Here is a 23,334-nt window from a genome sequence, read left to right as displayed (position 1 = left end):
TGATTCACTGAAAAGACACTGAGTGATGTGTTGTGGAGAGCGCGCAAATAATCAAATAACAACTACTTTTAAATTTCCACACCAGCCATTTTCCGGGCAGCTGGGGAGTCGCAGAATTGATCGCGGCCTCCCGGCATAACGCCAAGCCCTTCTAGGAGAAAAGAGATGACAACTCGGAAAGCGGTACGAAAAAGTCACCGCCAGGGCATTAGCTGGCACACTCTGTTCTCTGTCGTTGTACTGACTACAGTGATTACTGGATGTAAAAGCCAGCAAACCCAATCGCAACCACCGGCGATGCCCTCTTCCAGCTCGCAATCTCAGTCTCAGAGCAGCGCCTCATCAAGCAGCAGTTCTAGCAGTAGTTCACAGAGCTCTAGCCAGTCACAGTCCAGTAGCAGTGGTGGGCAACCCAGTAGTCGTTCTTCGAGCCAACCCAGCGCGAATATGCCAACGGCACAGCGAGAGTCCCAACAAAAGTCCGGAACAGCTTCCAGTGAAAATCAACGTTCCTCCCGTGAACCCTCAGCAGGTGATAGCATGCCGGAGGCAGATTCCCGCAATCGCTCTCCATCATCCCCTGTCTACAGTGATTCACAGCAATCTCCGGATGAAAGACGTACGCCTCCAGATCCCTCTTCTAGCCAGGACGGCACCCCACCGGATGAGATCGACTTCTCCGAGGAGGAGCAAACAGCTTCGGCTTCAAGTAGCTCCTCATCAAGTAGTTCTTCCTCGAACAGCTCCTCATCAAGTAGTTCTTCCTCGAACAGCTCCTCGTCGAGTAGTTCGGCCTCAAATAGCAATGCGTCCACCAACGGTCAACCCAGTAATGGCTCTACTCGCGCTGGCAGTGCGCCCAATGAAGTTCCCAGTACAGCCGCGGAGAGAGTCGCAGAGCTTGAGGGCCGCTTCGAATCCACCATGGTGAGCTACGACGGCATGATCCTGCGTGAACGGGACTATGTCCGTAACAGGCCTGGTTCCGCTTCAAAAGAGGGCGAGGAAGAGGCAATGGATGAAGCGCCACCGGGAGAATCACTGGAAGATCTCATTGAATCTGCGGAAGCCGAAATCCCCCCTCCACCCGGAAGCGGAGCACCCAGCGGCGGGGGCCCACAGCAAAACAATTCCAGCGGCCAGGTAACAGGCCCCGGTTTACCCACTAAGGGGCGCCAAGGGGAGTACAACCACAGCGGCTCACAGCCAGTGGTGCCTGCAGATATTCCCAGTGGTACCGATGACGATGTAGTGGCAAGACAAATTCGTGAAGCCGCCACACGGGAGACCGATCCTGAATTACGGGAAAAGCTCTGGGAAGAGTATCGAAAATATAAAAATGCGACGAAGTAGTTACAGAGGACGCATAGATGGCACTTTTAACTCGAAAAAACTATCGCTGTTTATTTACAGCTCGGCTCGCATTGATAACTGCTGGGTTACTGCTAGTACTACTTAGCGGATGTACCACAACCGAAGTACGAACTACTGCATTTACCCCCCTCACCATTGAGGACAAAAATATTGCGGAAGAGCGCCTGCTGGACGTCGGCGTTATCCAGTTCGATCCCGGTATAGACACTGTTGAAGTTGACGAAGACACCCTGGTCTTTCCCGAATTACGCCAGGCTGAGTCCCGCTTTATGGCAGTCACCCTGGCTGACTCATTGCAGTCCAGCCTGGGTTGGGGGGCAGTGAGAGTTATCCCATCTGCCCGCACCAATATTGATGTAACGGTTTCTGGAAAAATAATCCAATCCGATGGTGAAATTCTCACCATGGAAGTGACCGTTACCGATTCCCGTGGTCAACGCTGGTTTACCAAGGAATATTCGGAATACGCTTCTCACTACGCCTATGATCGTAAGCACCCTACTGAAGGAGATGCCTTTCAGGGAATCTATAACCGGGTTTCCAATGACATGTTGAATTATCGACAAGGGCTATCCAATCAACAGATTGCTGAAATCCGCACTATCTCTGAGATGCGCTTCGCCAGGAGCTTTTCCCCCGAAGCCTTTACGCGCTATCTGCAGCAAAGCCAGGAAGGTATTTACTACCTGAGCGCTTTACCTGCAGAAAATGATCCTATGTTGCAGCGAGTACGAAAAATCCGTGAGCGCGATTATCTATTTGTGGACACACTACAGGAATATTACGGCACTTTTGCCAAAACCATGGAAGTACCCTACCAGGAGTGGCGAGCACGGAGTTATGAGGAAGTTCGGCAAATGCGCGAACTCAAGCGTAAAGCCCGCAACCACACCATCATGGGAGCCGCGGCCATTATCGGCGGTATCGCCGCAGCCGGTGCAGGAGGAGGCAGTGCCCAGGCTGCAGGACAGGTAGGTATTGGTGCTGGCGGTTATTTAATTAAGAGCGGCTTTGATCGTCGCGCAGATGCCAAGATGCATCTGGAAGCTCTGCAGGAATTGGGAGACTCGATGGAGGCTGAAGTCGAACCACAAATTGTCGAACTGGAAGATCGCACCGTCACCCTGAGCGGCACAGTAGAGAACCAATATCGTCAGTGGAGGGAAATCTTGAAAGAAATTTATGAAGCCGAAACAGCGTCTTCCGAAACCAGTATATGAAGTGCAGACCTTATCGAGGTAAACCGGTCAGATTTTAACCCTTAGCAAGCACCCAAGATCTTCACTGGGTAACTTAATAAAACGGCGGAATCACTATGCAGCACCGCAATAACACCAAGGAAGATTCAACTCCGATCGAGCCCGCAGAGTTTAGCTTTGGCGGTGAGGAAGCTCGCATCCCCAAGAAAACCAGCCCTAAAACTGACAAGCCGGAAAGGGAAAATTCATACTGGCCTTTTTTGCTGGGGGCAGTAATGCTCAGTGGCTTGGTAGGGGTTTTCTGGGGACTTCCCCAAGTTGTGCAAACTCCAAAATTACAAACCGATAAAATGGCTGTTGCCAAAACAATAAATACACCAGAGGAAGATCCGGCACACGCATCCCCCTACTCCGATGCTGAAATCATGCAGCAACGCAGGGATGTGCAAAAAATTCTGCAAGATATTCTCGCCCTTAAAGAGGAGCTACAAGAACGTCAAGTTGAGTTATGGGCATTCGAAGATTACTACTCCGCTGAAGACCTAGCTCTAAAGGCTGATAGCCTTTATCGAAAAAGACAATTCATGCAAGCCCTGGAAAAGTACTGGGAATCCTTACAAGCACTAGAGACATTGCGTGACAGTATTCCCGAGCGAATTGAGTTACACCTTAGCGAGGGTAAACGTGCTTTGGATATAGGGGATAAGGATTCTGCACTAGATGCATTTAATCTAGTACTTACTATCTCTAAAGATCACCCAAGAGGTCTCAAGGGACTTGAGCGGACCGATAAATTACCCTCTGCCTGGTGGAGATATATTCAGGCAAAAGACGCCTACTCCGATTCCGACCTAGACCAGGCTAAGTCATCTCTTGAGCAATCACTCTCGGTTGACCCTGAGACTGTTGAAGCTCAAGCATTACTGGCAAAGGTTGAAATAGAAATCACTGAGAGAGACTACCAAAAGGCTATGTCTTCTGGCTACGCAGCGATTGCCGATAAAAATTACACATCCGCTAAACAATTCTTCAATCAAGCGCAAGCATTAAAGCCTACTGCTAAAGCACCGACCATCGGCCTACAGCAGGCAAAAAATGGTATGGAGCGGGAGAAAATTAATAAACTACTGAGCTTGGCACGCTCACAGGAAAAAAAAGAAGATTGGCGTGATGCTCTTAAAAGTTATACGGCCTTGCTGAAAAAGGATAGTAGCCTGGTTGCTGCAGTTACGGGGAAGGCACGCTCTTCTGCCAGGGCCAAATTAGATGATCAGTTACAAGAATTACTCAAAGACCCCCTTACCCTTAGTGAAGGTAAGCGCAACCACTTTGCCCGCACTGTCTTAGCCGATGCACGTAAAGTAAACGGTCAAACACCACGCTTAGTTCAGCAAATAGAAGACCTAGAAAATGCGCTTACCCAAGCTCTGATACCTCTACCCGTTCGTTTCAAATCCGATCGTAGTACCAGTGTCACGATTTACCATGTTGGACGTCTGGGTAATTTTGACCAACGAGAAATCGCCTTAAAACCCGGTCGCTACACAGCCATTGGTACCCGCGATGGGTATCGGGATGTACGGCGTGAGTTCATTGTAAAACCCGGAAAACCTGTCACCGAAGTGGTCATTCAGTGCGCAGAGAAAGTAAACGGCGCTAATAATAGCTGAAGACAAGAACCCCTGAGCGAGATGAAAATCCAATAAAGAAGATATTCGCAAGGGGCAAATCCTGAGATGAATCAGAAGATTCATTCACAGGAAAAGAGGTGTTCTGTGACAAACGGCTCGCTGATCGCCAACCCTCCGGTGGCAGCGAGCTAAGCTTTATTTCACACAAAAAAACATCAAACCCAGCCTTGGTATCGGCTGCGCTTTAGCGCGTATTTCATCGGTGCCAGATTATTGCGATAACTCCATAACGACACAGCAATAGGGAAGTGTAAATGGCAGTGAAAGAGGCGGTCTCAGTTCGTGATAATGAGCCTGTAGTCGATGACTCACCTCTCATCGAACCTATAGGTTTCACACCGGTTCAAGTCAGCTCTAACCGTGCTCGCCTGTTCCTGTCCAAGCGTGCACTGGTAGTAGCGGCCTGCCTGTTATTAAGTCTCTTGGCGCTGACCTACTTAGTCATCGCCCGCTCCCTCATATTTGAAACCGTGCCTAACAATGCAAAAGTCAATATTAATGGCTTTGCCCTGCCACTGGGAGATGGACATCTGGTGCTTCCCGGCAACTACAGTTACACCATCAGTGCAGATGGTTATTTATCCAAGAGTGGTGAGGTTGAAGTCGGCAGCGATGGGCACAGCCGCCATGCAGTGACCCTGGATAAGCTGCCAGGCCATCTGCAAGTTGAAACAGACCCCCCGGTTCCAGTCAAAATAATAATCAATGGCGGTGAAGTGCCCAATACAAACGGACTGGTGGAAAATATACGTCCAGGTTCCCTTCGGGTAACAATTCTCTCCGATCGTTATCTCCCCTATACCCAAGTAATCAAAGTCGAGGGACTCGACAACACTCATCGCTTGCAAGCAAAACTTCGTCCAGCCTGGGCCAATATACGTATTAGTAGTAATCCCCCAGGTGCCACTGTCACCTCCAATGGAAAAACTCTTGGCACAACACCTCTCAATACAGAGCTGGTGCAAGGGGATAGGGTTGTCTCCATCTCCCTACCAGAACATAAAACTGTCGATGTCCCAATAGCCGTTACCGCCGGTGTGGACCAAGCCCTTCCCACGGTAAATCTGGGCCCAGCCGATGGACTATTACGAGTTGTTTCAATTCCCGAAGGCGCTAGTGTAACTGTTGATGGGGAGTTCCGCGGACACACTCCTCTTGAACTTGAATTGTCATCAGGAGAAGCTCATCGATTACGCTTTTTTAAAGAAGGTTACGCCTCTGTAGTACACACCATAGACCTTTCCGCCGGAATGGAACGGGATCTCAGCGTTAACTTAAACGCCGTGTACGGTAGGGTATTTGTAACGAGTGTACCCACTGATGCAGAGGTTTATATTGATGGGCAATATGCGGGTAAAAGCGGACAGTCATTCAACCTCCCAACGAAAAGTCACAAAATTGAAGTGAGGAAGAATGGCTACCAAGCATTTGATACCAGAGTAATCCCAAGCGACAAGCTGGAGCAGACGGTACGCGCAGTATTGTTGACCAAAGAGCAGGCTCGCTGGCAGCAGGTTCCGGCATCCTATCAACATGGCGCGAATGGAACCATGAAGTTGATGCGCCCCAATGCTGTATTCACTATGGGATCCTCACGACGTGAACAAGGGCGCCGTGCCAATGAGGTGATGCGCCAAGTCGCTCTAAATCGTCCTTTTTATATCGGAGCCACCGAAGTCACTAATGGAGAATTCAGACGCTTTAAACGTATGCATACCTCAAGGCATGTGAATGGAGTTAGCCTGGATAATGACAACCTGCCTGTCGTCAATGTCAGTTGGGCCGATGCGGCTTTATTTTGCAACTGGCTCAGTGAACGTGAAGGTCTTAACCCTGTATACCTAACCGAGCGCGGCAAAATAGTTGGGTTTGATTCAGCGGCAGATGGCTATCGTCTTCCCACAGAAGCCGAATGGGCCTGGTTGGCACGCTATGATAAGGGCACCATGCGTAAATACCCCTGGGGCAATGAGCTACCTATCGGCGCCAACTCTGGTAACTATGCCGACAGCCACGCTGCCAAGCTGGTCCCGGCAGTATTACGTACCTATAGCGATCGCTATGCAGCCACAGCTCCCGTCGGCAGTTACGGTCCAAATCCTCTTGGTATATACGACTTGGGTGGCAATGTTTCTGAGTGGATTCACGACCTCTATACCATTGGTACCGGACTCTCATCGCGCCTGGAAGAAAATCCGATTGGCCCACAGGATGGCGACTACCATGTAATTCGCGGCTCCAGCTGGCGTCATTCAGGGTTAACCGAACTGCGTTTATCTTACCGTGATTATGGCGAAGCTCCCCGCAATGATATTGGATTTAGGGTCGCGCGCTGGATTAATTAAAGAAGGAGTGAAGATGTTCAGGATCATTTTAATACTCATCATTCTTTTACCCTCTTACTTATTTGCCCAGGAGAAAGAAGATACCAATGAGATGACCGTTGCTCAGGCGAACAAGGAGAAAACAGAAAAAAACAAACGCAGGGGCAATCGTTCAGATGATTACAAGTCTTCAGAAGAAATTTCTGAAGATTTATCTGTTTCCTATCCTGTGGATATTTAAAAGAGAAGCCGCCAAGGGCACCACCATGAAATTCAAATCCTCAGACTTTGTGTTCCAGATATTTGCTCTGCTGGGATCTATTATCCTGGTTCACGCCATTTATGTTGCCATCATTCGCCCTAACGCAGATGCCTTGATAGAAGAACAGCTTGCACGGGAGGCAGCAGGAGAAACCTATGTTCAGCAACGTTCCATTTATATTGTGATGAAAGACTACGAGCAGGAAGCTTGCTTTGTACTGATGCTGTGGGCCATGGCAATCATGGGCCTAAAGGCACACCGCAGCATACGCGAGCGCAAACTGCTCGATAAAGCCCTTCTTAATATCAGCGAAGGCACACCTATCTTACCCGAAGACACCCGCGACCTGTCCCGTCCCATACAAGCACTACCCGAAGAGGAGCGCAGTTATCTCGTGCCAAGAGCACTGCTCACCGCGCTACAAAGATTCGGCTCTACCAAAAATGTGGCTGCAGTTTCCAATTCGGTAAAAGAAGTATGCGAAACAGAGGGCGATCGGCTCGACTCGGAATTAGCAATGGTGCGCTATATCACTTGGGCAATTCCCTCGATCGGGTTTATCGGAACCGTGCGCGGCATCGGCGAGGCACTTTCTCAAGCCCATAAAGCAGTAGAGGGTGATATTGCCGGGGTTACCGTAAGCCTTGGGGTCGCCTTCAACTCAACTTTTATTGCCCTGGTGATCAGCATTGTCATTATGTTTTTTACCCATCAGTTACAGCTTATGCAAGAGAGACTGGTCTTGGATACTCAGAACTATTGCGATAACCGCCTGCTGAGATTTCTCAAAATCAGCTAGCCGAACTCAAAATTATCATCTCGGATATTCGCCGCGAGGAATACTCCATGGGACAAGGTGTCCTTGAAATCAATGACTGTGGTTTAAGAGTTTTTATCGATACCACGGAAGTTCTGGAAAGCCCCGGTATTGCGGTAATTGAACCGGGACGTATTCACATAGGCACCGCAGCGCAAATGCGTGCCCGCAGTCACCCCACCCAAGTCAACAACCAGTTTTGGCGAAGGCTGAGTTTAGAATCTTTAAAATCAACCAACCAGCGCTGCCGCCACCATGCCGATCTTGCCTACTGCCACTTACAAGAAATATCCGAACACTGTGATCTTCCCGAAGAACTGGTGCTAGCAGTACCAGGCAATTTTACTCGCGAGCAATTAGCGCTGTTACTCGGGATTATTAAAGAAAGCAATATGAATGTGGTTGGCCTGGTTGACTCTGCCAGTGCTGCTATTGGTGACTTGGCCCCCGCTGGATTGCAAATGCATGTAGAACTGCAACTACATCAAACTCTCGTTTCCCGTATTTCGGTGGATAACCAAGCCACCGTAAAATCATCGGAGAGTGTTGCAGATGCAGGCCTATGTCATTTTCAAGAGGCCTGGGCAAGAGTTTTCACGGATGCTTTCGTTATGCAGTGCCGTTTTGATCCACTGCACTCTGCAGAATCCGAACAGCAACTCTATGATTTGATGCCCCAGTGGGTCAGCCGCGCAATGAGTCAGGGGGAAGTTCTTGCAGAGTTAGATGATCGTACGGCAAAAATATCTTTGCGCCAACTTCAGGACGCTACAGCTCCTATTCTTTCCCGTGTTCGGGCAATGATTGAAAACCTTGCAGATAGTGGCAGTGTGAGCTTTATATCCCATCGCTGGGCAGAAATTCCCGGTGGTCTGCAGATAGCCCAGCGTATGCACCTTCTATCCAGGGACAGCACTGCCCAATCTATTAAGAATCGCTGGAAAGAGTTGCGCAGTCCTGACTCTGCTTTGCGATTAGTGAGCAGTGTCAGAGCCGCCCCAGAAAGTGAGATCAGCCTGCATTTAGAAGCACCTTCAGAAGCCGTAGCCACACATCTTTTATATGGCCATCGCGCCCTTGCCGCACAACAGCCACTATTTGTTTTCTGGCACGAAGATAAATTTCAGGTTACTCCCACCCCTCCTGAGCACCCAGCAGCGACGGTTACCAACCATGCGGGGCGTCTTGCATTAAGGGTAGATGCGGGAATTCGTCTGATGCTTAACGGTGAGGAAATTGCAGCACCGGTTAACCTAAACGCCGGAGATAAGATCGGAATTGCGGATCGCCATGACGTCATAACTGCAATCAGTGTGGAACGTTATGAGACGTAAACAGCGTCGCTTTTCTACCTTCAGCTTATCTTTTCTAGACATCATGTCCTGTGGATTTGGTGCGGTTGCACTGATTTTTCTAATTATTAAGCATGGCTCCGATCACGAAATCGAAGTAGAAACTGAGGACTTGAGCGCTGAAGTCAACCTGCTACAAGAAGAAGTTGAAATTGGGGAGGAGCACCTTGTATTGGCGCGCAACACCTTGGATATCGTCAGCGATGAACTCGCAGAGGCACAAGGACTTGCACGTCGTATACTCGAACAAATAGAGGAGGTAAAAGGCAATATTGCCGAAGTGGACAGTATTAATGAAAAGGAAGACATAAAAAGATTACAAGACAAACTCAAAAAATTAGAACAGGCCAAAAAGGACTTAGAGGAAGAAAATAAGAAGCTCGGTAACAATGTACGCAAATATAGTGGAGATGGTGACCGTCAATACCTTACAGGGCTTCGACTTGGTGGTAATCGCATCCTGATTTTACTTGATGCCTCTGCTTCAATGCTCGGTGATGAACTTATCAAAGTTATTCGCGCCCGCAATATGTCATCAAGGGTTAAACGTCAGACAGAAAAATGGCGTCGGGCCATCAATACCGTTTCCTGGCTCACCGCCCAGTTACCACCAGACAGTCAGTACCAGATCTATACTTTCAATACATCTTTTCGCGCCGCAATCACCGGGACGGAAGATCGCTGGCTCAATGTAGATGATCGTGACCAGTTGGATAAAGCAATCAAACAATTGGATGAAATCGTGCCAGAAAATGGCACTAGTTTAGAAAGGGTATTCAATGCCATTCACGCCATGACACCTTTACCCGATAACATTATTTTGATCACCGATGGCCTGCCTACACAAGGTATGAAGCCACCCAGAAGTGCCACTGTCTCAGGTAGGGAACGCCGTAATTTATTCAAACGTGCGGTTAAAGTGCTTCCCAAGAATGTTCCGATCAATATCATTCTCACTCCAATGGAAGGCGACCCTTTCGCGGCCAGTGAATACTGGAAACTGGCCATGCAAACTCAAGGATCTTTTCTCGCCCCATCAAGGGATTGGCCATGATTGGTTCTTCAAAGAAAAAACGCCAAGAAGAATTCAGCATCTCCTTTCTCGATGTCATTTGCTGTGGATTTGGCGCTATTGTATTGCTGTTAATGATTGCCAAAACAGCCGAGCCCATTGTATTGGAAGAAGCGGAGATAGATCTGGAGGCTCAGGTTATAGAGCTTCAAGAACAAATCGCAGAAATTCGTGGTGAAACCACCGTCCTCAACCGGGACCTCAACGCCAAGCGCGAGCAGATTGACATTGAGCGCAAGCGCATTGCCAATCTACGTGGAGAACTTCAAGCTCTGCAGGCCGTCTATGCCAGTAAAACGGAAGGACAAAGCCAGGAAGGCAAGTTGAAGGGTGAATTGACTATCGCTCTTCAGACGATGACCGAAGAAATGCGTCGCCTACTCGGCGAAAACTACCAGCGTAAAAATAATGTCATAGGTGGTATACCAGTCGACAGTGAATACATTCTTTTCATTATCGACACCTCCGGCAGTATGTTTAACTATGGTTGGGACCGCATGATGGCGGAAATGGTCAATACTTTAGACCTGTATCCCAACGTCAAGGGTATTCAGGTAATGAATGACATGGGGGATTACATGTTTTTCAATTACCGCAACAAGTGGATCCCCGATACCCCTGGACGTCGCCAGGCGATCCTCCAACGATTAAAAACATGGAACCCTTTCAGTAACTCTAGTCCTGTAGAGGGCATACAAAAAGCCGTGCGTAGTTTCTACGATCCCAGTAAAAAAATTAGCATCTATGTACTAGGTGATGAATTTACAGGGAAATCAATTCGCAATGTCATGTTGGCTGTGGATCGAGTCAATGCCCAACATGGAGAGGGAAAACGCAATATTCGCATCCACGCAGTAGGGTTCCCAATACAGTTTTCCAGGCCTCCGCATTTGCAAACTACCGGATTACGTTTTGCCGCTCTGATGAGAGAACTAACCTATCGTAATGGTGGCACTTTTGTTGGACTTAATGATTTTCGCTAGCTGATTGTTATCAGGAGTCATGCATGAAGCACAGTATAAAGGAGACACCCACATTTCATCTGGCGATTGTGGTTTTTCTCTCTCTAATGGTTACGGCCTGCTCCCATACGGTTCAGGTTGAAGGAAACTATCCCGCCCCTGTAGGTCATCAATTTCCACTCTCAGTGGGTATCTATCTGAGCGAGGATTTCAAAAATTATACCTATCAGGAGGATAGTGAGGACCGAGAGGAATGGAAAATAAATACTGGCAGAGCACAGGGAAATCTATTTGAAACAGTTCTCCGCTCTATGTTTGTCAATACTATCTCACTTTCTGAATACCCTAAGGATGTCCCCGCTAATGTTGAGCTTGTTATAGTTCCGGAAGTCCGTGAACTTCAGTTCACCATGCCCAGAGAAACAAGAGTCAATATTTTTGAGGTGTGGATCAAATATGATATGAACGCCTATGACTCCCAGGGAAACCAAGTTGCCAACTGGGTGATAACTGCTTACGGTAAAACACCAACCGCCTTTTTACAGTCCCAAGAGCAGGCCTTAACCCAGGCAATCAATATTGCTCTTCGCGATGCAGGTGCAACCTTATATACAGGTTTCGAAAAGGTTCCCGAGCTACAGGCATTTCTCTCTGGCAGGATTAGATCTGCATCATTACAGGAATTTAAAGTAAAGTCCCCACAGGCTGAATAGAGGGTTTCATCGTGTTCAAGCCATTAATTGTTATATCCCTGCTCATCCTTAGCGGATGCACCACTGTAGTTATTGATGAATACAGACGTAGCGATGGTGAACTTGCGGCTGGGGATTCCGTGGTGATATTAGGGCGCCGCCATTCCAGTGATTACGAAACGGAACCCAATCTTATCGACTGTGTTGGCAGAGAATTACACAACCCTGAGATGGGGGTTAATATTATTCCCGAAAAAGAGTTTGTTGATCTTATGTATCCCTGGTTCGAGCCAAGAACCGCCCCCATGCATGTGCGTTCACTCGATCGCCTTATGGAAAACAAAGAGGTCCGTGAACGTATGGAGTCTTATGGGGTGAAATACATCGTCTGGATAGACGGCTCTACAGAAACCACTGCCAGTGCCGGCTCAATAAGCTGCACGATCAGTACTGGCGGAGCTGGTTGTTTCGGTTTCGGTACCTGGGATAAGGAATCTGACTATGAAGCATCAGTATGGGATTTTCGCGATCGAGAGCTGTCCGGAAAGCTGAGCGCAGATGCCAAAGGCACATCTTATATGCCCGCCATCGTAATACCAATCCCCCTGATCGCACGGGTACAAAACAATGCTTGTAAAGGGATGGCCGTGCAACTACAGCAATTTTTGGTACCCGCAGCAGGCACCAGTTCTTAAACAATAAATAAGCAGGGAGGCAAGGTTAATGCAAAATTTCTTTCGGTGGTATGTCTTTTTATTGGTCTTGATATGTACTGCATGTGCTTTCAACCCGGCCACCAACCGACCCGATCTGGTCTTGATGTCCGAGGATAAAGAGATTTCTATCGGCAAAGAAATGCATGAAAAGCTGATCGAAAGCACCCCTATCTACCAGGATCCAGTACTCACCGCCTATGTTGACCACGTAGGGCAAAAAGTAGCGGCAGCCAGCGATAGGCCCGACATCAAGTATCACTTCACGATTATCGATAGCCAGGATATCAACGCTTTTGCCCTACCTGGAGGCTATGTATATATCAATCGCGGCCTGCTGACTTACCTTCACTCCGAAGCAGAAATGGCAGCTGTGCTCGCCCATGAGATCGGCCATATCACTGCACGCCATGCCGTTCGTCAAAAAACTGCTGCCACTGGTGCCAGTGCCGCATCAGTATTATCTGTATTGGTAACAGGCAGCCGCGTTGTTGGTGATGCAGCAAATCTCTGGAGTACTGCTGCGGTGAAAGGTTATGGGAGGGAAATGGAGTTGGAGGCAGACCGCTTTGGTGCGCAGTATATGTTCAAAGCCGGTTATGATCCCACCGCAATGCTCAATGTAATTGGCATACTAAAAGATCAGGAAATCTTCGCCCGCAGACGGGCGCGTGTGGAGGGTAAAAAACCGCAGACATATCATGGCGTTTTTTCTACTCACCCACGCAACGATATTCGTCTACAGGAAGTAGTCAAGGCCGCAGGTACCCTACCTGAAGAGAGCAAGGATGTTAAAGTAGCCTATTACCGTGAAAAAACTGATGGTCTTGTTTACGGTGATAATGCCAGGCAATCCAATAAAAATCGTTTTAATCATAAACGTTTAGGCTTCTCACTGCTGTTTCCTGATGGTTGGACAGTAGCCAATCAACGCTCCTCCATCGTAGGCACAGCTCCTGACCAATCAGCAACAATTACGATTAAGGTCGCTAAGCGTGAGGGGAATCAACCCGCAGATATGGCCTTGCGTGAGCAGTACGATTTACGCAAGCTGGAACAAGATGAAAAACTAAATCAATACCGACTAGAGGGACACACAGGTAAAGTCCCACCACTTGAAAAGAATAATATTGATCTAGATCGAGTTGCAATTATCTACTATGGCAGCCGTCAATTTATGCTGGAAGGTAAAGTGGCCAATGCATCATCGCAGAAAAAGGATGATCTTGAACATTATGACACACTATTTTTAACCAGTATTCGCAGTTTCAGACCCTTGCGGGAAACCGATATTGTAGAGAAGGATATAAGACGACTGCGCTACGTAAAAGCCACAGAAAAAACTACCTTTTCCTCCCTGGCACGACACATGGAAATTGGTGAATATGCTGAGGAACAGCTGCGACTTCTCAATGGTTATTATCCTCGGGGCGAACCAGAGCCCGGTGAATGGATCAAAATAATCCAGTAAAAAAGCTACCACCTTTGAATTATTCTTGGCATTTGTAGCAATATTCTGTATACCTGAGAAATACCGTATGGAAAATTAAATAATAACTTACGGAATTCACTATACGTGCAGAATTTTTCATTCTCCATAGAGACCCATTGGTCTACCTTACTCACAATTGAAGAACACTCTATGCCAGTAACATCAGTGGTGTATGGATACTTTAATTAAGTGCATAGAAACATATTCACAACTTATGCACAGCACAATGTATTCTTTTTATTCTTCATTCATAGCAAGGCATAAATATCGATCCGCACAACTCTATATAGATCAAGTGCTAAAAACCATAATAATAGGAGCTTTAAATGAACGGCATGATGATGCAGTCACAACTTACCCTAACCGGTATCATGCAGCACGCCTTGAGTAATTCACCCAATAGTGAAATTGTCTCCATTACTAAGGATAATCCTCAGTTTCGCTACACCTACAAAGAGGCCTTTAAACGCTCTGCCCAACTTGCCCAGGCCCTAGCCAGACTTGGAGCTAACAATGGAGATCGTATCGGCACTCTGGCCTGGAATGACCATCGTCATTTTGAACTCTACTATGCGACTTCCTGTAGCGGATTTGTTTGCCATACCATCAATCCACGCTTATTTCCTGAACAAATTCATTATATTGTCGAGCATGCCGAAGATCGCTGGCTGTTTATCGACCCAATGTTTGTTCCGCTTATTGAAAAAATGGTTGATAGACTCAACAGCGTAGAGGGTTTCATCGTTTTAACCGACAGGGCTCATATGCCCCAAAGCACTCTACATAATTACTACTGCTATGAAGAGCTTCTCGATAATCATTCTGGCGATTTCCACTGGCCGGAACTGAATGAGCAAAGTGCCGCCGCTCTATGTTATACCTCCGGCACCACAGGGAACCCTAAGGGAGTCCTCTACTCTCACCGAGCAATGACACTGCACACCTACGGGGTACTAATGCCCGATGTCTTCGCCATACGCCGCGATGAAGCCATCCTTCCCGTAGTGCCCATGTTTCATGTTAATGCTTGGTCCATTCCCTACGCGGCACCTGCTGTTGGCGCTAAGTTAGTTTTACCAGGCCCTAAAATGGGTTGTGGTGAAACGCTTAGTAGACTTATACAACAAGAGTCAGTCACCATCGCCGCTGGCGTGCCCACCGTTTGGCTAGCACTTCTCAAATATTTGCGTGAAAGTGGAGAAAAGGTCTCTAGCTTGAACCGTGTGGTCGTCGGCGGCTCTGCCTGCCCTTGGAGTATCATGGAAGAGTTTGAAGAAAAGCATGGTGTCTATACCCATCATGCCTGGGGTATGACAGAGATGAGCCCACTTGGTACCTACAATGCCCGCATAGATGAATATTTACCTAAGAATGAAGCCAAGGCCCTGCGCCTGAAGCAGGGCCGTGCGGGGTTTGGAGTAGAAATGCGAATTGTAGACCCTCTCGGCAGCCCCCTTCCTCACGATGGTATTGCTTTTGGCACACTACAGGTAAGAGGCCCTTGGGTTTGCGAACGCTACTATAAAGCCGAAGAGTCTGCGCTCACGGTGGACGGATGGTTTGATACCGGCGATGTGGCCACTATAGACTCTTTAGGCTATCTGACCATCACCGACCGAACCAAGGATGTGATTAAATCTGGGGGAGAATGGATATCTTCCATTGAGCTTGAAAATTTCGCTATAACCCTTGATGGAGTTGCCGAGGCAGCAGTTATAGGTGTCGCTCATGAAAAATGGGCCGAACGGCCACTATTGATCGTGGTGCCAGAGACCGACGGAAAGCTCGAAGCCAAGCAGATTCTCGCCGCTTTTCACGGGCGCTTCGCAAAATGGTGGATTCCTGATGACTGTATTATCACCTCAGAAATCCCCCATACCGCTACGGGAAAAATTAGCAAGAAAGACTTGCGGCAGCAATTTGCACAACACCTCTGGCCTCAAGAAGTATCAGTATAAATTGCCATCAGAAAGGCAAGCATCTTAGCAACCAGTTCAACCGGGCAATAAGCCCGGTTTGCCACTTGAAACCGTTGAGCAAATCTAAATGCCCTATGGTTCACACTATATTTAACCACTTTAGCATTGATATATCTCTGTCATATTCTTTTGCTAGAAAGCTTCCCACACTTATTTGGGATCTCTTGCAAATGTTCAAAAGAATTCTGTCTACCTTATTACTCATTGGCTCTGCCAGTGCAAATATCACCTGTGCTGAAAACAGTACCGCTGGAGCCGAATCCCCCTTGGTTATCGCTCATCGTGGTGCCTCTGCTTACTTACCAGAGCACACTCTCGAAGCAAAGGCCATGGCCTATGCTATGCGACCAGATTATATTGAGCAGGATCTGGTTCTTAGCAAAGATAATCACCTGATCGTGATGCATGATATCTACCTCGATAGCACCACCAATGTTGCAGAGATATTTCCTGGACGAGCTCGTGAAGATGGGCATTACTACACTATCGATTTCACGCTGGAAGAATTAAAAAAGCTCCGTGTTAGCGAAGCTTTCTCAATAGGCGAGGATGGGCCTCAGGCAAAATATCCGCATCGCTTCCCCCTATGGAAATCCAGTTTTCAACTATCCACTTTCGAAGAAGAAATAGAACTCATCCAGGGTTTAAATAAATCCCTTGGATATAAAATTGGTATTTATCCAGAAATAAAAAAACCATACTTCCACCACTGGGAAGGAAAAGATATCGCCACAATCGCTTTGCAAAAACTTAAGGAATACGGCTATAGCGACAAACAACAAAAAGTTTTTTTACAGTGCTTCGATGCAGAAGAGTTACAACGTATCAAGTTTGAACTAATGCCCGCCATGGGGATGGATCTTTCCCTCGTTCAGCTTATTGCTGCAACCAGCTGGGGGGAAAAACTGATTGAGATTGATGGCATAATTCAAAATTATGATTACGATTGGATGCTGGAGCCTGGCGGCATGCGCAAAATCACCAGCTATGCCGATGGCATCGGCCCTTGGTACCCCATGTTAATAGAAGTTGAGGATGGTAAGCCAAGGGCCAATAATATCGTCCGCCGTGCCCATCGCAGGGATCTCCAAGTTCACCCCTATACTTTTCGCGCCGACCCGGAGAAGCTTCCAGAGGAATTCGATAGTTTTAACCAATTCCTCCACTTTGCCACCTACCAACTGCGCGTCGATGGAATTTTTACTGACCAGCCCGATCAAGCTGTCAATTACCTTTCCCGCCCTCACCATAGAAAACGCAGATATTAAGCAAACAAAAAAGTAGCCGCATCAGCGGCCACTTTTTTAATCAAACTTTGAGAAATCTGCAGGGCGCTTCTCCATAAAGGCAGTAGCCGCCTCTTTAAACTCCTCAGAAGTGAGGCGGTCCTGGAAATGGCGACCCTCCTCCTGAATAATCTCCAAACCCTTTTCCTGGGTTGCGCGACGCAATAACTGCTTGGAAAGCCGCACGGCAGCCGGTGCCTTCGCCGCTAGCTCAGCGGCCACCTCTCGGGCCCGAACAATCGCCTGCTCCGGCTCCACCGCCGCATTACAGATACCGATCTCCACAGCTTCCTGAGCACTAAACTTTTTGCCCAATAGCAATAATTCCGATGCTTTTGCGTGGCCGGCAATACGAGGCAATAAGTAACTGGAACCATACTCAGGGCATAACCCCAGGTTGACAAACGGCATTTGGAACAGGGCATCATGTCCGGCAAATGACAGATCACAGTGCAACAGCATAGTGGTACCGATACCCACTGCAGGGCCATTCACTGCTGCAACCACTGGCTTGGGAAAGTTGTAAAGTGCGCTCATAAACTGGAATACCGGAGACTCCTCACCCTCTGCAGAGCCACCGAGAAAATCTGTCAAATCGTTGCCACTGGTAAAAATGCCCTCGGCACCAGTGAGAATAACTACGCGGATTTCACTATTATTGACTGCACTATTGAGCAACTCTGCCATGGCAGTATACATAGCCATAGTCAGTGCATTTTTGCGCTCAGGGCGATTGATGGTTATTTCCAGGATACGCTCGTTTACCTGGGCCTGAATTTCCGCACATGCGCTTTGCATAATGTTCTCCGGGTTCGAATCATTTAAGACTGATAGACAGCCGCAGCGGCCAAAAAAACAGAGCTGTGAGTAAACGCAGAGCTTCTGATAGTGCTTCCGGAATACTAATAGGATCTTGGCCTAAGTGTGCAACCACAAATAAACAGATTTCCGTTGATTAGCGCGAAATTTCTATGCCTTTCCCAAGGGAAACCACTTTTATCTTATTAGTTAGCACAAAAGGCTTGATAACCGGGTGTATAGCCGCGAGCCGCCTTTGACAGGCGATTAATATTAACGACTATAAGCCCAGAGGCGAGTTCATAACCAACCACATTCGTTGACGGGAATAACCCGGTGGCTCATAGATCACCGAGCTATTCTTTCAGGGCACTTGTTAGGGCTTTAGCGCGGACTCTCTACGCAGAGGCTGGCACATACAGTGAACACCACCACCTCCGGGAGTAATCATGGAGATATCCGGATCAATTACCTCAAGACCATGAGCCCGACACTTCTCCGCGAGGCCAGTATTGGCTTTGGGTAGCATCACTCGGTCATTCCCCAGGGCCACCACATTAACTCCCAGTTCAAGTACTTGCGGGAAAGGAATATCGATAATCTCTATATTGCGACTCTTAAACCACTGCACCAGCTCCGGCTCGACGGCATCAACACAGATGGCCGCAAGCTTTTCCGCCAGCATTGCCACCATAACATCGATATGCAGGAAGAAGGGGTCAAACTGGTAGCCCTTTACCTCCCAACCCTCCTTCTCTACCCAGCTCTTCATCTGCGCAAAGCCCTGAGGACTGGTGCGCTCACCAGAATAACCGCACAGAATCACTCCCGGCTCAAGCACCATAAAGTCACCACCTTCCAGAGAGCCGGCGGTGATGACATCATAAATGGGGATATCCAGTTCCGCATACTTCTTAACGATAGGGGCCCACTCCCCCCGGCGCCAAGGGCTAAACATTTGCGTAACAATAGGTCCCCAGGGCGTCATTACCGAAGAATCACGTCCGTAGATCTGATAGGGCAAGCTGCTGTCTGCCGGAATCAAATGGGTAGTCACTCCCGCATGGCGATAGGCATCCAGCATTTCTTTATGCTGCATCTCAGCCACTTTGTGATCGAACTGCATGCCTAAGCGTTCAGCTCGGCGTGCACTGGCATTTCCCGTTCGCCAGCTGAAGTTATCCACCGGCCCGATGAGTACATCGCGCAATACGCCGTACTCCGAGTCCATTCCCCAGTTAGTCAGTGGAGCTGTACCACCGTTATCCTTGCGGTACTTCAAGGTAAATTCACTCATGATCAACCTAAATCTATTGATAGGAACCCAGCCAACCTTTTAGGCTTACCAGGCGTTCTTATTGCATATTGGCTAGTAAGGATAATCAGCCCGCTTCGGCGCTATTTAACATGGCGTGCAACAAAACATTACAGCCCGCTTCCAAGTGGCCTGGCTCAGCCGACTCTGCTTCATTGTGTGAAAGCCCCCCGGCACAGGGAACGAAAATCATAGACACGGGTGCAACCCGCGAGATATAGACCGAGTCGTGCCCAGCTCCAGAAACCATCTTACGATTGCTATAACCCAGGTTTTGTACCGCACTGTCAACCGCCTCAATACAGTCTTTATCAAAAGCCACCGGTGGTGAGAACCACTCTTCGCGTACATCGATGACAACACCGCTGGCCTCTTGCGCCTGCTCGGCTACCCGGTAGAGAGTGCGGTGTAAATGCTCCAGCCCCTCCGGTGTTGGGTGGCGTAAATCCAATGCGAGCACTACTTTTTCCGGTACGGTATTGCGGCTACCCGGTTCTGCACGCAAGTCGCCACAGGTAATCCGGGCATCCTCGGAGTAAGCCTTAACTTCCCCATATAGTTTCTCGCACAGCCACGCCATGGCCTGGACAGGGTCGCGACGATCCTCCATTGGGGTGGGCCCTGCATGACAGGGGGTACCAAAGAAGGTCACATCGTACCAGCGGATTCCCTGCACCCCGGTAACGACTCCAATCACTTGATCCTGTTTTTCCAGAATAGGTCCCTGCTCAATATGCGCCTCAAAGGCCGCTTTGATAGGTGCCGGCTGGACCGGTTCAGGACCTAAATACCCAATACGCTCCAGCTCCTGGCCAATGGTTATGCCAGATTTATCCATGCGGCTGTGGCCATAATCGAGGCTAAACTCCCCCGCCCAAACACCGGATCCGACCATGGCTGGTGAAAAGCGAGCCCCTTCTTCGTTAGTCCACACCACCACTTCCAGGGGTGCCTTGGTTCGAACCCTACCCTCCTCAAGGGTGCGCAATACTTCGAGGCCGGCCAGCACACCGTAAACTCCATCAAACTTGCCGCCAGTGGGCTGGGTATCCAGATGCGATCCTGTAATCACTGCGGGGAGGTCATTGTCGGTACCGGAACGGCGAGCAAAGATATTCCCCATGCGATCCACGCGAATTTCACAACCGATTTCCCGGCACCAGCGTACAAACAGGTCGCGCCCTTTACGATCCTCATCAGTCAGAGCCTGCCGGTTACAACCCCCAGCAGGGGTTGCACCAATTTCAGCCATTTGCATAAGACTTTGCCAGAGACGTGTGCCATCAATACGCAATTGTTGTGCGGGGTTTTCCATTCAAAAAGCTCCGGGCCTGATATTGAGGATCATATTAATCACTTTGGCAAAAGTTATGTTTTGATCCTTACAGATTAAAGAGAGCATTATTTCGCCGTTGATCAAAACTCGACCAGAATTTACCAAATGACTCTCACTTATAGCTCATACTTGAAAATAGACGAGCTGCTAGGGTGCCAGAAGCCCCTATCAGATGGCTCTAAGCACGATGAACCTCTGTTTATTGTGAAACACCAGAGCTTCGAGCTCTGGTTGAAGCAGATGTTACATGAACAGAGCTTCCTGGTAGGGCTCTTCAGTTGACCGCGCCTTACATCCCCTTAAGCGAGTGGATAAAATTTACCGTACGCTGATTCAATAAGTGGATATTCTTGAAACGCTGACACTACTGGAATTCTTATCCTTCAGGGACCGGCTCTCAACCGCCAGCGGCTTTCAGTCATTTCAGTTCTGCGAGATAAAGGTTCTGATTGGTATCTATCACAATGATCCCCTGCTGAATGAGATCTGTGCGGGCTGCTCGATATCGACTGATCTTTACAACAATAATGGTAGAGCGAAGGATGGAAGCAAAGCAGGTACTGGCGGATCGGCCATGAGCGGGCAAAAAGCAATTTTTACCGTTTGCCTTTCCTGCGCTATTGAAGGCTCCCGTTGCGGGGTCTCAGTAATTAGCAGCAGGCATAAAAAAAGCCAGCATATTGCTGGCTTTTTTTATGCAATGCGAAGGCTCGCTCGCTTCTCTCTGGTTTACTTCTCGAAAGGCACCAGGGAAACTTGAATAGCCGGATTCACTTCCTTAGCAGCATCCGCGATCTGTACATAAGTATCCGCACTCGACTTGTTATGCGCACGTACAATCACAATAGCTTGAGGGTTCTCGGCATACAGCTGCGCGATACGGGCACGAACAGCGCGACTATCAATACGGCTACCAGCAAGACTGATCTCATCGTTGGCGTTCACAACCAGCAGGATGTTTTGCTTATCTGAATCAGGCGGGTTTTCCTGTGTCTGGTTCGGATCAGGCACATTTACGTCCAACGCTTTCTCTTTTACAAAGGACGCCGTTACGATAAAGAAGATCAACATGATGAACACTACGTCCAGCATGGGCGTTAGGTCGATATCCGCCTTCTCTTCTTCTACGGCCTTTCCGCGTCGTCTACTCATAAAACACCGTGCTGTTATCAAATACCAAGGGTGCCGGTTTAACCGGTCTCATCTGGTGGGCAAGATTGCCGCGAATCGCCAGGCATTGCAAGTACAACCTATAACCAATAGAAATAACCCTTAAAAATCAATAAGTTAAGAAAGCAAACTGAATAATCAGATCATTTTTTGATCGAAAGATCCGACTATCGCTGCTGCAGATAACGCTGGTAATCCGGTACCTCCCGGTCAAACTCACGCTCCATTAGGGTCGACTGAACAATCATGTCTGCACTACTCGAATTGCAGGCCACGGGTATATTCCAAGCAGCAGCAATACGTAACAGTGCTTTGACATCTGGATCGTGAGGCATAGGCTCAAAGGGGTCCCAGAAAAAGACTAGCAAGTCTACCTTGCCTTCACTGATTCGGGCTCCAAGTTGCTGATCCCCCCCTAGGGGACCGCTCAATAGCTTCTCTACTTTGAGACCGGTAGCTTCCTCTATCTTACCGCCAGTTGTGCCCGTAGCCAGAAGACTGTGCTTCTCCAGAAGATAACGGTGACGAAGACACCACTGTATCAAGGTCCCCTTGCGGTTGTCGTGGGCGACCAGGGCGATCCGTTTACTCGCGGGTAACGCCTTAGAGATAAATTCCATAAGGACCTCAATAAAAAGTAACTCTTCTATATTATCTCAATCACACGGAAGTTGTTCCCTCTACTCCACCCCACGAAGTATTAAGGAATTGCTCCCCACAGAAGTAGGTTCACCTCGGTATAATGGTGAAAACCTCGTACCTAAGTAAGGAGAGAATATGAGTGTAGGAGCCTGGGAGCCACAGGTGAGTGGCCGGCAAGAAGAAAACCAGTGGGAATTCGACCGGGATCAATTGCAGAGGCTTATCAGTGTTGCCGCCTCTGATAACAGCCTAAGCGCAAATCTAAATAAAGATGACTTAAAGGCCTCAAAGCTGATTCGCCTGCCGGCTCAGCAATGGTTAGAAGAGAGCCAACACTGGGACAACGAGCAGTTATGGCAACTCATACGCTTCTTCACCCTTGCAGAAATGGAACTGACCGGCTGGGATGCCGGGGCAGAGTCTGCTGTCATTCCCCTGGCCAAAGAGCTGCGCCAACGCAAAGCACCATTACAAAAAGAACAACTTCTCTGGATTCGTCAACACTCCAATAACCGCTACCTTCCCTACGGGCCACTGTAACCTTTAGATACCAAGACACGGTGATAGAGCCGCAATCCCTTCCTCTATCACCAAAGTCTCTGCTTAAGTTATCAACTCTTTATAAAGAAGAATCCATCTCCAAGCGCTATTAAGATACCTTGAAAACTTTCAGCTAATTCACCGCAATCGCCATCACTATCAGACACCACTGCAAGGGAATATCTTGTTAACCTAGAATTCTCTGCCCAGCATTAAACTGAGCCCCCTAAGGCTATTCATAGCAATGCCTACTTAGGAAGCATACTTTTAGCTCCAGGAAGTGATGACTCTACAAAAGACTCAACCTGTCACTAGATA

22 protein-coding genes are annotated in these 23,334 nt (G+C 48.3%); 17 read left to right on the top strand and 5 right to left on the bottom strand.

Annotated elements, in window-relative coordinates; genetic code table 11:
• Positions 1 to 165 precede the first annotated feature (165 nt).
• The 14 genes from ACJJIO_RS13095 (at position 166) to glpQ (ending at position 17,197) form a co-directional block, all read left to right on the top strand.
• Positions 166 to 1,353, top strand: coding sequence for a hypothetical protein (locus ACJJIO_RS13095; RefSeq protein WP_444908705.1), 1,188 nt, complete (start codon positions 166 to 168; stop codon positions 1,351 to 1,353).
• Positions 1,354 to 1,370: 17 nt separating this feature from the next.
• Positions 1,371 to 2,594: a hypothetical protein gene (locus tag ACJJIO_RS13090; RefSeq protein WP_444908704.1), complete on the top strand. Its 1,224-nt coding sequence runs from the start codon at positions 1,371 to 1,373 to the stop codon at positions 2,592 to 2,594.
• A gap of 95 nt (positions 2,595 to 2,689) precedes the next feature.
• The gene (locus tag ACJJIO_RS13085; protein WP_444908703.1) at positions 2,690 to 4,243 is read left to right on the top strand and encodes a tetratricopeptide repeat protein; all 1,554 of its coding nucleotides are present in this window, start codon (positions 2,690 to 2,692) and stop codon (positions 4,241 to 4,243) included.
• A gap of 275 nt (positions 4,244 to 4,518) precedes the next feature.
• Positions 4,519 to 6,609, top strand: coding sequence for a PEGA domain-containing protein (locus ACJJIO_RS13080; RefSeq protein WP_444908702.1), 2,091 nt, complete (start codon positions 4,519 to 4,521; stop codon positions 6,607 to 6,609).
• Between the two features lie 13 nt (positions 6,610 to 6,622).
• Positions 6,623 to 6,829 (top strand): hypothetical protein, encoded by a 207-nt coding sequence (locus ACJJIO_RS13075; RefSeq protein WP_444908701.1) that lies wholly within the window; start codon positions 6,623 to 6,625, stop codon positions 6,827 to 6,829.
• Positions 6,830 to 6,854: 25 nt separating this feature from the next.
• Complete coding sequence (locus ACJJIO_RS13070; RefSeq protein WP_252084571.1) at positions 6,855 to 7,649, top strand: MotA/TolQ/ExbB proton channel family protein; 795 nt, start codon at positions 6,855 to 6,857, stop codon at positions 7,647 to 7,649.
• A gap of 47 nt (positions 7,650 to 7,696) precedes the next feature.
• Complete coding sequence (locus tag ACJJIO_RS13065) at positions 7,697 to 9,001, top strand: hypothetical protein (protein ID WP_252084570.1); 1,305 nt, start codon at positions 7,697 to 7,699, stop codon at positions 8,999 to 9,001.
• The gene (locus tag ACJJIO_RS13060) at positions 8,991 to 10,073 is read left to right on the top strand and encodes a VWA domain-containing protein (protein ID WP_444908700.1); all 1,083 of its coding nucleotides are present in this window, start codon (positions 8,991 to 8,993) and stop codon (positions 10,071 to 10,073) included. Before ACJJIO_RS13065 ends, ACJJIO_RS13060 begins: the two co-directional genes overlap by 11 nt.
• Entirely contained in the window at positions 10,070 to 11,074 is a 1,005-nt protein-coding gene (locus tag ACJJIO_RS13055) for a VWA domain-containing protein (RefSeq protein WP_252084568.1), read from the top strand. Before ACJJIO_RS13060 ends, ACJJIO_RS13055 begins: the two co-directional genes overlap by 4 nt.
• Positions 11,075 to 11,097: 23 nt before the next feature.
• Positions 11,098 to 11,766 carry a hypothetical protein gene (locus tag ACJJIO_RS13050; protein WP_444908699.1) on the top strand — a complete coding sequence of 223 codons (669 nt, stop codon included), beginning with the start codon at positions 11,098 to 11,100 and terminating at the stop codon, positions 11,764 to 11,766.
• A gap of 11 nt (positions 11,767 to 11,777) precedes the next feature.
• Entirely contained in the window at positions 11,778 to 12,440 is a 663-nt protein-coding gene (locus ACJJIO_RS13045) for a hypothetical protein (RefSeq protein WP_444899086.1), read from the top strand.
• A gap of 28 nt (positions 12,441 to 12,468) precedes the next feature.
• Complete coding sequence (locus ACJJIO_RS13040) at positions 12,469 to 13,929, top strand: M48 family metalloprotease (protein WP_444908698.1); 1,461 nt, start codon at positions 12,469 to 12,471, stop codon at positions 13,927 to 13,929.
• A 347-nt stretch (positions 13,930 to 14,276) separates the two neighbouring features.
• A complete protein-coding gene (locus ACJJIO_RS13035) occupies positions 14,277 to 15,908 on the top strand; it encodes a long-chain-fatty-acid--CoA ligase (RefSeq protein ID WP_444908697.1) in 1,632 nt (543 codons plus the stop codon).
• 191 nt (positions 15,909 to 16,099) lie between these two features.
• On the top strand, positions 16,100 to 17,197 hold the full coding sequence (gene glpQ / locus ACJJIO_RS13030; RefSeq protein WP_444908696.1) for a glycerophosphodiester phosphodiesterase: 1,098 nt from the start codon (positions 16,100 to 16,102) through the stop codon (positions 17,195 to 17,197).
• 36 nt (positions 17,198 to 17,233) lie between these two features.
• Here the strand turns inward: glpQ and ACJJIO_RS13025 are convergent, their stop codons facing one another.
• The 3 genes from ACJJIO_RS13025 to ACJJIO_RS13015 form a co-directional block, all read right to left on the bottom strand.
• Complete coding sequence (locus tag ACJJIO_RS13025) at positions 17,234 to 18,013, bottom strand: enoyl-CoA hydratase (protein ID WP_252084561.1); 780 nt, start codon at positions 18,011 to 18,013, stop codon at positions 17,234 to 17,236.
• A 376-nt stretch (positions 18,014 to 18,389) separates the two neighbouring features.
• Positions 18,390 to 19,310, bottom strand: a complete 921-nt coding sequence (locus ACJJIO_RS13020; protein ID WP_252084560.1) for a dimethylarginine dimethylaminohydrolase family protein — start codon at positions 19,308 to 19,310, stop codon at positions 18,390 to 18,392.
• An 85-nt stretch (positions 19,311 to 19,395) separates the two neighbouring features.
• Positions 19,396 to 20,643, bottom strand: a complete 1,248-nt coding sequence (locus ACJJIO_RS13015) for a Zn-dependent hydrolase (RefSeq protein ID WP_444908695.1) — start codon at positions 20,641 to 20,643, stop codon at positions 19,396 to 19,398.
• A 126-nt stretch (positions 20,644 to 20,769) separates the two neighbouring features.
• Between ACJJIO_RS13015 and ACJJIO_RS13010 the strand changes: the two genes are divergently transcribed.
• Both ACJJIO_RS13010 and ACJJIO_RS13005 read left to right on the top strand, forming a co-directional pair.
• Positions 20,770 to 20,946 (top strand): tryptophan 2,3-dioxygenase family protein, encoded by a 177-nt coding sequence (locus tag ACJJIO_RS13010; protein ID WP_444908694.1) that lies wholly within the window; start codon positions 20,770 to 20,772, stop codon positions 20,944 to 20,946.
• Positions 20,947 to 21,004: 58 nt separating this feature from the next.
• Entirely contained in the window at positions 21,005 to 21,424 is a 420-nt protein-coding gene (locus ACJJIO_RS13005; RefSeq protein WP_444908693.1) for a tryptophan 2,3-dioxygenase family protein, read from the top strand.
• Here ACJJIO_RS13005 and ACJJIO_RS13000 read toward each other — a convergent pair.
• Both ACJJIO_RS13000 and ACJJIO_RS12995 read right to left on the bottom strand, forming a co-directional pair.
• Positions 21,394 to 21,816 carry an ExbD/TolR family protein gene (locus ACJJIO_RS13000; RefSeq protein WP_444908692.1) on the bottom strand — a complete coding sequence of 141 codons (423 nt, stop codon included), beginning with the start codon at positions 21,814 to 21,816 and terminating at the stop codon, positions 21,394 to 21,396. The two genes, ACJJIO_RS13005 and ACJJIO_RS13000, sit on opposite strands and share 31 nt — an antisense overlap.
• A gap of 185 nt (positions 21,817 to 22,001) precedes the next feature.
• Positions 22,002 to 22,454: a methylglyoxal synthase gene (locus tag ACJJIO_RS12995; RefSeq protein WP_444883759.1), complete on the bottom strand. Its 453-nt coding sequence runs from the start codon at positions 22,452 to 22,454 to the stop codon at positions 22,002 to 22,004.
• A 157-nt stretch (positions 22,455 to 22,611) separates the two neighbouring features.
• Between ACJJIO_RS12995 and ACJJIO_RS12990 the strand changes: the two genes are divergently transcribed.
• Positions 22,612 to 23,016: a hypothetical protein gene (locus ACJJIO_RS12990; RefSeq protein ID WP_252084555.1), complete on the top strand. Its 405-nt coding sequence runs from the start codon at positions 22,612 to 22,614 to the stop codon at positions 23,014 to 23,016.
• Positions 23,017 to 23,334 lie beyond the last annotated feature (318 nt).

It is taken from the genome of Microbulbifer mixtoriginis (SeqCode), from assembly GCF_052467235.1.
Note: the sequence above shows the minus strand (reverse complement) of the source record. Positions and strands in the feature narration are given on the sequence as shown.